Genomic DNA, 8802 nt, shown 5'->3' with positions numbered 1-8802 from the left:
GCCGAAGGCCTCTTCAAGGACGTCGCCATAGCTCTTGCTGTCCGAGTACTCGACCACGGATCCCCGGTGGTCGGCCTGATGGATCATCGTCCCGGCCTGGGCGACCAACGCCACGGGCACCAAATTGACCATCGGGAAAGGCCGCGGCGCGTCCGGCGCCGCACGCTCGATCAACCGGCCGACCTCCTCCAGGCCCGCCTCGTGCAGCAGGGCACTGAAATGGTCGGGCCACCAGCGGTAGGCGGTGTGGACCGTGTGGTCGTAGGGGACCGTCGGCGGCGAGGCGTCGTCGGTGCCCGGGAAGCTGATCAGCGCGTGGCCGCCGGGAGCCAGGACCCTGCGGAACTCGGCGAGGATCGCGGGGACGTCCTCGGGCACCGTGTGGATGATCGAGTACCGGGACACCAGACCGCTCAGCGAGCCGTCGGCGATGTCCAGCGCGGCCATCGACCCGATCTCGAACCGCAGCTCCGGATGCCGGGCCTCGGCCTGCTCGATCATGCCGGAGGAGACATCGACGCCGAACGCGTCCAGCCCCAGCGAGCCCAGGTGCGCGGTGACGTACCCGGGTCCGCAGCCCAGGTCCGCGACCGGACTACCAACCGGACCCTCGACCGCCTTCGCCAGCTCGGCGAACGAGGCGAGCAGACCGCGTTCCAGCGGATAGCTCGACAAACTGTCGCTGAACTTGTCGGCGTAGAGCTCGGCGACTTCGTCATAGGGCTGTTGGGCGCTCATGGCCTTATAGCCTCCAACGCCAGCAGCGCCACGTGCAACGCCAGACACGACTCCACCGAGTCCAGATCGACCGACAGGATCCGCTCGATCCGGTGCAGCCGCTCGTAGAACGACGGCCGCGACAGGTGCGCCGCGTCGGCCGCCGCCGACTTGTTGCGGCCGGAGTCCACGTAGACGCTCAGCATCTTGACCAGATCCGTGCCGCGTTCGGCGTCGTAGGCCAGCAGCGGGCCGAGTTCGCGCTCGACGAAGGTCTGCAGGCGCGCGTCGTCGCGCAGCAGGTGCAGCAGCCCGCGCAGCCGGACGTCGACCAGCCGGTGGTACGGCGCCTGGCCGGCCGGCTGCCGGACGGCCGCGTCCGCGACCTGTACCGCCTCCAGCAGCGAGCGCCGCGCGTCGCGCACCGCGCCGACCGAGGTGCCGACCGCGATGACGTAGCCGTCGGCGGAAGAAGGTGACGTCGGGCGCTCGACCAGGCGCCGGACGCGCTCGGCGAAGCCGTCCAGGGCGGCGTCCTCGCGGTCCTGCGGGCCCAGCGCCAGCAGCAGGCCGACGCTGTGTTCGTCCAGCGTGCCGATCAACGCCGACAGCCGGCGGTCCCGGATCGCCGCCGCGGCCTGGTCGGTGAGCTCGCGCAGCCGGGCCTGGGTCTCCAGCGCCGTGGGATGCGCGGCGGTGCGCAGCCGCATGACCACGCCGACCAGCCGGCGGCCGTCGAGGGTCACGCCGAGCGCCCGGGCCCGGAGCGCCACCTCGGAGGCCGGCTGGCCGTGGGACAGGATCGCGGTCAGCAGCGTCCGGTGCGTCTGCCGCTCCAGCGAGTCCCGGTCCCGCTCGACCAGCCGGTTCAGGGCCAGGGTCGCGGCGGCGCGCTCCAGGAGCATGGACAGGCGCGGCACCGGGACCGGGTCGTTGCAGATCAGGACCAGGCGGCCCCAGTCGTGGCCGCGCGCGCCGACCACCGTGGTCAGCCAGCCGGAGCGCTCGTCGTAGACGGTGCGGCCGGTGGCCGTGCGCACCGAGCGGGAGCGGCCCTCCCAGCCGTCGAGCAGGACCGAGGGGTCGGCGCCGGCCTGGGAGTAGGTGAGGACCTGGTGCGCCAGGTTCTCCAGCACGACCGGGCAGCCGGACATCCGGCCGATCTGCTGGACCACCTCGTCCGGCGAGGCGCCCTCGACGGCGAGTTCGGTGAAGGTCTGGTGCACCTCGTCCGAGGCGCGCAGCTCGGCCAGCTGCGCGTCGATGATCAGGCCGTGCACGGCTTCGGTAATGGTGACGAAACGTGTGTCCAGGGCCAGCGTGATCACCGGCAGGTCGTGCTTCTCGGCGGCGGCCAGCAGCGCCTTGGGCAGGCTGCTGTCGGTGTAGCGGCGCCCCAGCTCCAGCACCAGGCCGGCGGCGCCGAGCTTGGCCAGGTCGGCGACGAAGTCGGCGAGCCGGTCGCGGTCCTCGGGCCAGGCGATGCCGGTGGACAGCACCAGCTCGCCGCCGCGCAGGATGGTGCCGACGTCCACCAGCTCGGTGACGTGCACCCAGCGCACCACCCGGTCCAGCCCGCCCGCGCCGGCCACCACCCGGGGACCGCCCTGCTTGACCGGGCCGAGCTGCAGGACGTCGCCGACGGTCGGGTACTGCGTGGAGTACATCGAGGGGGTCGGGAGCGTCCCGCCGTAGGCCGGGGTCGGGGTGTCGGCGGTCGGCTCGGGGCGGTCTGCGCTGCTCACGGTGGCTCCTGGGGACGTGCGGGGCTCATGGTGCGGGTGGTGTCTTCGGGACGCCCGGGGTGCCGCGGGGGTGCGGGGTACTTAACCCGTTGTTCTTTGCACTGTGTTCAGAACGATCGCACTGCCGAGGCACCCTGCCAGGTGCGTCCGGGGCGGCGCAAGGGATTGCGTCGTATCGATGTCACATCGATGCGACGCGGGATCGGTTTCCGCAGGCCAAGGCCAGGTCGCGATTTCGTTGCGAGAATCATTTTCTTCGACGGAATCCCTTGTTTCTCCGCCGGATGTCTGTAACGATCCTCACTCGAACGCGCATGACCGCGCCGCCAACAGGAAGTGACCGGCGAGTGCGTCGGTGTACCCGGTGAGCGTGTCGGGGTTTGCAAGCCGTCAAGGGAGAACGTTGTGCACCAGTACATCGGCGGGGGACTGAGGACCGGATCGTCAGGAGTCGTGCATCAGGTCACGAATCCGGCGGACGGCTCCACCGTCGCCGAGGTCGTACTCGGTGACGAGCACGACGCCGGCCTGGCCGTGGACGCGGCCGAGCGGGCGTACCCCGAATGGAGCAGGGCCACGCCCGCCGAGCGCTCCGCCGCCCTGCACCGGCTCGCGCAGCTGCTCGACGAGCGCGCCCAGGAGTTCGCCGAGACCGAGTCGCGCCAGACCGGCAAGCCGATCCGGCTGTCCACCGGCTTCGACGTCCCCGGCACCGTGGACAACACCGCGTTCTTCGCCGGCGCCGCGCGTCACCTGGAGGGCAAGGCCTCGGCCGAGTACTCCGCCGACCACACCAGCGCGATCCGGCGCGAGCCGATCGGCGTGGTGGCCTCGATCGCGCCGTGGAACTACCCGCTGCAGATGGCCGCGTGGAAGATCCTGCCGGCGATCGCCGCGGGCAACACCATCGTCCTGAAGCCGGCCGAGATCACGCCGCTGACCGCGCTGCTGTTCGCGCAGGCCTGCACCGACGCCGGGATCCCGGACGGCGTGGTCAACGTGGTCGTCGGCACCGGTCCGGTGGCCGGCGAGGCGCTGATGGCGCACCCGGGGGTGCGGATGGTGTCGTTCACCGGCTCCACGCCGGTCGGCAAGCGGGTCATGGAGATCGCCTCCCGCACGGTCAAGCGCGTGCACCTGGAGCTCGGCGGCAAGGCGCCCTTCGTCGTGTTCGACGACGCGGACCTGGAGGCCGCGATCCACGGTGCGGTCGCCGGCTCGCTGATCAACACCGGCCAGGACTGCACCGCGGCGACCCGCGCGTACGTGCACCGCAGCCGCTTCGACGAGTTCGTGGCCGGCGTCGCGGACCTGTACGCCGAGGTCAAGCTCGGCGACCCCTTCGACCCCGCGACCGACCTCGGCCCGCTGGTGTCCTACCGGCAGCGGGACAGCGTGGCCGGCTTCGTGGACCGCGCCCGCGGCTACGGGGCGAAGATCGTGGTCGGCGGCGAGGCGCCCGGCGGGCCCCTGGCGGCCGGCGCGTACTACCGGCCGACGCTGGTCACCGGGGTCGCGCAGGACTCGGAGATCGTCCGCGACGAGGTCTTCGGGCCGGTGCTCACGGCGCTGCCGTTCGACACCGACGACGAGGCCTTCGCGTTGGCCAACGACACCCCCTACGGCCTGGCCGCCTCGGCCTGGACCCGCGACCACCACCGCGCGCTGCGGGCCGTGCGCGAGCTCGCCGCGGGCTGCGTCTGGGTCAACGACCACATCCCGATCATCAGCGAGATGCCGCACGGGGGCTACAAGTCCTCCGGGTTCGGCAAGGACATGTCGTCCTACTCCTTCGAGGAGTACACGCAGGTCAAGCACACCATGCACGACCTCACCGGAGTGGCCCGCAAGCCCTGGCACCGGACTATCTTCGCGCTTTGAGATACCTGCCACCGCGCAGGCCACCGCACCGCCGCCACACTGCCACCCGCACCAACCGCCCCGCTGTTCAGCCCCACAGGTGATAGGACGGACCATCGCATGAACGACATATCCCGGTCCCGCGAGGAGTTCCTCGACTCCGCCGACCGTTTCCCTGAAGCCTTCAAGCGCCAGCTCGGCGGGGGCGCCTCGCGCCGCGGCTTCCTGGCCGCCGGCGCCGGTCTGGGCGCGGCCGGCCTGCTCGGCGCGTGCGCGACGAAGACCAAGAGCGGCTCGGCCGCGGCCCCGGGCTCCGGTTCCGGTGCCGGCTCGGGCTCGTCGTCCTCGGCCGCCCCGTTGGAGGGCAAGGCCGGCACCGACAAGTCGGACACCGAGAAGATCGTCAACTTCTCCAACTGGGTGTCCTACATCGACGTCGACCCGAAAGACAAGAACAAGCGGCCGACGCTGGACACCTTCAAGACCGAGACCGGGATCACGGTCAACTACACCGAGGACGTCAACTCCAACGACGACTTCTTCGCCAAGATCCACCAGCAGCTGGCCGCCGGCCAGGACACCGGCCGGGACCTGATGGTGCTCTCGGACTGGATGATCGGCAAGCTCCGGCAGATGGGCTACCTGGAGCCGCTGAACCTGGCGAACATCCCGAACTCCAAGGACCTGCTGCCCGAGGCGGCCAACCCGGCGTACGACCCGAACCGCAAGCACACCGTGCCGTGGGCGCTGGGCTTCACCCTGGTGGGCGTCAACCTGAAGTCCGCCGGCCTGACCGCGGCCCAGGCGCAGCAGCTGTCCATCAAGGACATGTTGACCGACGCCAAGTACAAGGGGAAGGTCGGCTACTTCGCCGAGATGGAGGACGGCGTCGGCTTCGGCCTGCTGGCCACCGGGGCCGACCCGTCGAAGTTCACCGACGACCAGTTCAGCGCGGCCGTGGCCTACATCCAGAAGGCCCGGGACAACAACCAGATCCGGCAGTTCACCGGCAACGACTACATCAACGACCTGACCAACGGGAACTACGCCATGTGCATGGCGTACTCCGGCGACATCGCGCAGATCGGCGACCCGAACATCGTCTGGGTGGTGCCCTCCGAGGGCATGCTCTGGTTCGCCGACAACATGTGCGTCCCGGCCCTGGCCTCCCACAAGACCAACGCCGAGAAGTTCATGAACTACATGCTGGAGCCGAAGGTCGGCGCCGGGTTGGACGACTTCATCAGCTACATCCCCTCGATGCAGGGCGCGGACACCGCGATGCAGGCGATCGACAAGAACGCGCTGCAGAACCAGCTGATCTTCCCGGACGCGGCCACCAAGGCCAAGGCGCACGAGTTCCAGAACCTGGACCTGAAGACGCTGGACAAGTACGTCTCGCAGTTCAAGGACGTCACCGGCTGATGCCGATCCCCTCCCTTCCCCTTTCCGATCCCCTCCCCGAAGGCAAGACAGGCAGGCAGCGGTAGATGAGTAAGAACACTGAGACCTCGGCCGCGGGTGGCGTCGCCGGCGACCTGAGGCTGGTGAACGTCACCAAGCGCTTCGGCGACTTCGCCGCCGTGAAGGATCTGACGCTGACGATCCCGCAGGGCTCGTTCTTCGCGCTGCTCGGCGCGTCCGGCTGCGGCAAGACCACGACGCTGCGCATGGTCTCCGGTCTGGAGGAGCCGACGAACGGCCGGGTCCTGATCGGGGACCACGACATCACCCGGCTGCGCCCCTACAAGCGACCGGTGAACACCGTCTTCCAGAACTACGCGCTGTTCCCGCACCTGACCATCCAGGACAACATCGCCTTCGGCCTCAAGCGGCGCGGCGTCAAGGACGTCAAGAAGCCGGTCCAGGACATGCTGGACCTGATCGAGCTCTCGAACATCGGCGCGCGCAAGCCCAACCAGCTCTCCGGCGGCCAGCAGCAGCGCGTCGCGCTCGGCCGGGCGCTGATCAACCGGCCGCAGGTGCTGCTGCTGGACGAGCCGCTGGGCGCGCTGGACCTGAAGCTGCGCCGGCAGATGCAGATCGAGCTCAAGCGGATCCAGACCGAGGTGGGCCTGACGTTCGTGCACGTCACGCACGACCAGGAGGAGGCCATGACCATGGCCGACACCATCGCGGTGATGAACCTGGGCCGGATCGAGCAGCTCGGGTCGCCGACCGACCTGTACGAGAACCCGAAGACGACGTTCGTCGCGAACTTCCTCGGGCAGTCGAACCTGTTGCCGGGCAAGGCTTCCGGGACCGTCGGCGAGCACGTACAGGTGACGTTGGAGGACGGCACCAGGGTTCTGATTCCCGCCGCGCGCAACCACGCCTCCGGCGACGACGTCATCGTCGGAGCGCGTCCGGAGAAGATGTCGATCCACGCCTCCGTCGACGAGGTGCCGGAGGGGCGCAACGTGATCACCGGCGGCGTGGTCACCGACACCAGCTTCGTCGGGGTGTCCACGCAGTACGTCGTCAAGGCCGCGGTCTGCGACGAGCTCGGCGTGTTCGTGCAGAACGACGGCGCGCAGATCTTCCGCCCGGGTTCGGACGTCGTCGTGTCGTGGGACCCGTCGCAGGGCTTCGGCCTGGACGGCAAGCAGGACATCGACGCCGGCGCGGAGGCGGACCTGGAGGCCGCCTCGTGAGCGCGCCCTCACTGGCCGACGAGGCGGCCGAGGCGCTGGCCGCCGGGACCACCGTGGCCGAGCTGCGCGCCGACAAGCGCGTGCGGCGGCGCCGGGCGACCCTGCCCTACCTGCTGCTGGCCCCGGGCATCGCCTGGCTGGTGGTGTTCTTCATCGTGCCGATGTGGTCGATCGTCTCGACCTCGGTCGAGACCGGCGACATGGACACCGGGTTCGTGCTCAGCTGGCGCTGGGCCAACTTCGGCGACGTGTGGAGCCAGTGGCACCAGCAGATCGTCCGGTCGCTGGAGTACTCGGTGATGTGCACCGTGTTCTGCCTGATCCTGGCGCTGCCGCTGGCGTACTTCATCGCGTTCAAGGCCGGGCGCTGGAAGAACCTGCTGATGGCGCTGGTCGTCGCGCCGTTCTTCACCAGCTACCTGATCCGCACGCTGGCGTGGAAGACGATCCTGGCCGACGACGGCTGGGTCGTGCACACGATGAACACGCTGCACATCACGCCGCTGTTGAGCGGGATGGGCTGGACGTACTCGGACAACAGCGTGCTGCAGACGCCGTTCTCGGTGGTCTGCGGCATGGTCTACAACTTCCTGCCGTTCACGGTGCTGCCGATCTACACCGCGATGGAGAAGATCGACCCGCGGCTGCACGAGGCCGGCCAGGACCTGTACGCCTCGGCCTGGGCCACCTTCCGCAAGGTCACGTTCCCGCTGGCGCTGCCCGGCATCGTCGGCGGCACGCTGCTGACCTTCATCCCGGCGGTCGGCGACTACACCAACGCGGTGATGCTCGGCGGGCCGAAGACGAAGGTCATCGGCACGGTGATCGAGCAGCAGATGATCGGCACCGGCGGCAACATCCCGTACGGTGCGGCGCTTTCGGTGGTGCTGATGGTCGGCACGCTGGTGATCACCCTCGCCTACATCAAGCGGGCCGGGACGGAGGAGATCGTCTGATGGCTGTCATCAATTGGTTCCGCAAGCACGTCATCGCCATCGTCGCGTTCCTGATCTTCTTCTTCCTGCTGGTGCCGAACTTCGTCGTCGTGTGGATGTCGTTCAACAAGCCGTCGGGCAAGTACAACGTGAAGTGGGAGAAGTTCTCGCTCGACGCGTGGAAGAACCCGCTCGACGACGGCATCCTGCACGACCCGCTGATGCTCTCGCTGGAGATCGCGCTGCTGGCCACGCTGGTCGCCACGATCCTGGGCACGATGATCGCCTTCGCGATCGTGCGGCACAGCTTCAAGGGCCGCGGGTTCGTCAACAGCATGCTGTTCCTGCCGATGGCGGCCCCCGAGATCGTCATGGGCACCACGCTGCTGGCGTTGTTCCTGAACACGTTCGGCGTGGACTTCCTGGGCTTCAAGTCGATCCTCATCGCGCACATCATGTTCTGCGTCAGCTACGTGGTGATCACGGTGAAGTCCCGGCTCAACGGCATGGACCCGATGCTGGAGAAGGCGGCGCAGGACCTGTACGCCACGCCCTGGCAGACCTTCTGGCGGGTGACCTTCCCGCTGGTGGCGCCCGGGATCGGGGCGGCGGCGCTGCTGTCGTTCGCGCTGAGCTTCGACGACTTCATCATCACGGAGATGACCGCGGGCAGCTCGGTGACGTTCCCGTACTGGATCTGGAACGCGGTGCAGAAGGGCATCCCGCCGCAGGTCAACGTGATCGGCTCGCTGATGCTGATCGTCACGCTGGCGGGCATCGCGGTCGCCGAGGTGCCGAAGTGGCTGAAGACGTCGAAGGCCCGCTGAGGGGTCCGCGGCGGACCTGAGGGGCCTTCGACAGCTCAAATCAGTACAATTCAACCTTAGGGGG

6 protein-coding genes and 1 pseudogene are annotated in these 8802 nt (G+C 68.9%); 5 read left to right on the top strand and 2 right to left on the bottom strand.

The window, feature by feature from the left end:
* Nucleotides 1–117: 117 nt before the first annotated feature.
* Both GWK61_RS31855 and GWK61_RS31850 read right to left on the bottom strand, forming a co-directional pair.
* Nucleotides 118–738 (bottom strand): annotated as a pseudogene (locus tag GWK61_RS31855) (class I SAM-dependent DNA methyltransferase); the annotation flags it as partial.
* Nucleotides 735–2384: a PucR family transcriptional regulator gene (locus tag GWK61_RS31850; RefSeq protein WP_194915398.1), complete on the bottom strand. Its 1650-nt coding sequence runs from the start codon at nt 2382–2384 to the stop codon at nt 735–737. The pseudogene GWK61_RS31855 and the gene GWK61_RS31850, both read right to left, overlap by 4 nt.
* A 483-nt stretch (nt 2385–2867) precedes the next feature.
* On the opposite strand from GWK61_RS31850, the gene GWK61_RS31845 reads away from it, so the two are divergent.
* From GWK61_RS31845 to GWK61_RS31825, 5 genes are all read left to right on the top strand, one after another.
* On the top strand, nt 2868–4343 hold the full coding sequence (locus GWK61_RS31845) for a gamma-aminobutyraldehyde dehydrogenase (RefSeq protein WP_194915396.1): 1476 nt from the start codon (nt 2868–2870) through the stop codon (nt 4341–4343).
* 99 nt (nt 4344–4442) lie between these two features.
* Entirely contained in the window at nt 4443–5747 is a 1305-nt protein-coding gene (locus tag GWK61_RS31840) for a polyamine ABC transporter substrate-binding protein (protein ID WP_194915395.1), read from the top strand.
* A gap of 65 nt (nt 5748–5812) precedes the next feature.
* Nucleotides 5813–6976 (top strand): ABC transporter ATP-binding protein, encoded by a 1164-nt coding sequence (locus GWK61_RS31835; protein WP_194915394.1) that lies wholly within the window; start codon nt 5813–5815, stop codon nt 6974–6976.
* Entirely contained in the window at nt 6973–7932 is a 960-nt protein-coding gene (locus GWK61_RS31830) for an ABC transporter permease (RefSeq protein ID WP_194915393.1), read from the top strand. The genes GWK61_RS31835 and GWK61_RS31830 overlap by 4 nt, the downstream gene beginning before the upstream one ends.
* Complete coding sequence (locus GWK61_RS31825; protein WP_194915392.1) at nt 7932–8738, top strand: ABC transporter permease; 807 nt, start codon at nt 7932–7934, stop codon at nt 8736–8738. The genes GWK61_RS31830 and GWK61_RS31825 overlap by 1 nt, the downstream gene beginning before the upstream one ends.
* Nucleotides 8739–8802: the final 64 nt, after the last annotated feature.

The sequence above is a fragment of the Catenulispora rubra genome (genome assembly GCF_015356825.1).
GTDB lineage: Bacteria > Actinomycetota > Actinomycetes > Streptomycetales > Catenulisporaceae > Catenulispora > Catenulispora rubra.
This window is presented reverse-complemented; position numbering and strand designations above follow the sequence as displayed.